Origin of the sequence: Pseudomonas sp. SMV7 (assembly GCF_052041995.1) — a bacterium.
Taxonomy (GTDB): domain Bacteria; phylum Pseudomonadota; class Gammaproteobacteria; order Pseudomonadales; family Pseudomonadaceae; genus Aquipseudomonas.
The window spans coordinates 1-842 of the sequence record NZ_JBKGGT010000050.1 but is presented as its reverse complement, the minus strand read 5'-3'; the positions used below and the strand labels follow the sequence as shown (position 1 = coordinate 842).

Below are 842 nucleotides of genomic sequence, written 5' to 3'. Positions count from 1 at the left end.
CTCGAACTGATGCTCCAGCGCCAGGGCATCAGCCGTTTTGAAATCAGCAGTATCGACGCGCACCAGGTGCGCGAATTCTGCGTACAGGCCGGTGAGACCGACCTCGACTTCATGGCCCGCCTGGCCGCCGAGGAGGGTTTCGTCTACCGCTTCGAACACACGCCGAACTATCACCAGCTGGTCATCAGCGATCGGCTGCTGGCGCTGGGTCAGCTCAGTCGTGGTGCCATCCAGCGCGACGATGATGAAGGCTTCCATGAAGAGGGAAACATCGGCCCCGACCAGGTGCTTTACCGTGCCAACAGCGGCGGCGATCAGGCACGCCCCTGCCTGTGGAGCCTGCGCTACAGCGAGCAGGTGCGCACCGCGAAGCAGGTGCAGCGGGACTACACCTTCACCAACCCACAGTACCGCCAGGAACATCGCGCGAGTGACAGCGGCATCACCCATCAGTCGTTGGACTACGAGCGTTTCGACTACCCAGGCCGCTACAAGCGCGATGCGGTCGGTGTGCCCTTCACCGCCACCCGCCTCACGGCCCTGCGCCATGACGCCCGCCTGGCCGAGGTGGAGGGTGACGATGTGCGCCTGCAACCGGGGTTGAGCTTCACCCTGGTCGAACACCCTCGCGAGGACCTCAATGTGCATTGGCGCACCATCCGCGTGCACCACGAGGGCATCCAGTTCACCAGCCTGCAGGAGGAGGCTGCCGGCAGCGAGCAAGGCACGCGTTACCAGCAGGCGGCGGTGCTGGTGCCGGGAAGAAGTGAATGGCGCCCGGCACCATTGGCCAAACCGCGTATCGACGGCCCGCATATGGCCACCGTTGTCGGCCCGCCTGG

1 protein-coding gene is annotated in these 842 nt (G+C 65.0%); it reads left to right on the top strand.

The window, feature by feature from the left end:
• On the top strand, positions 1-842 hold an 842-nt coding region (locus tag ACLEJP_RS25475; RefSeq protein ID WP_440810899.1), incomplete at both ends, for a type VI secretion system Vgr family protein.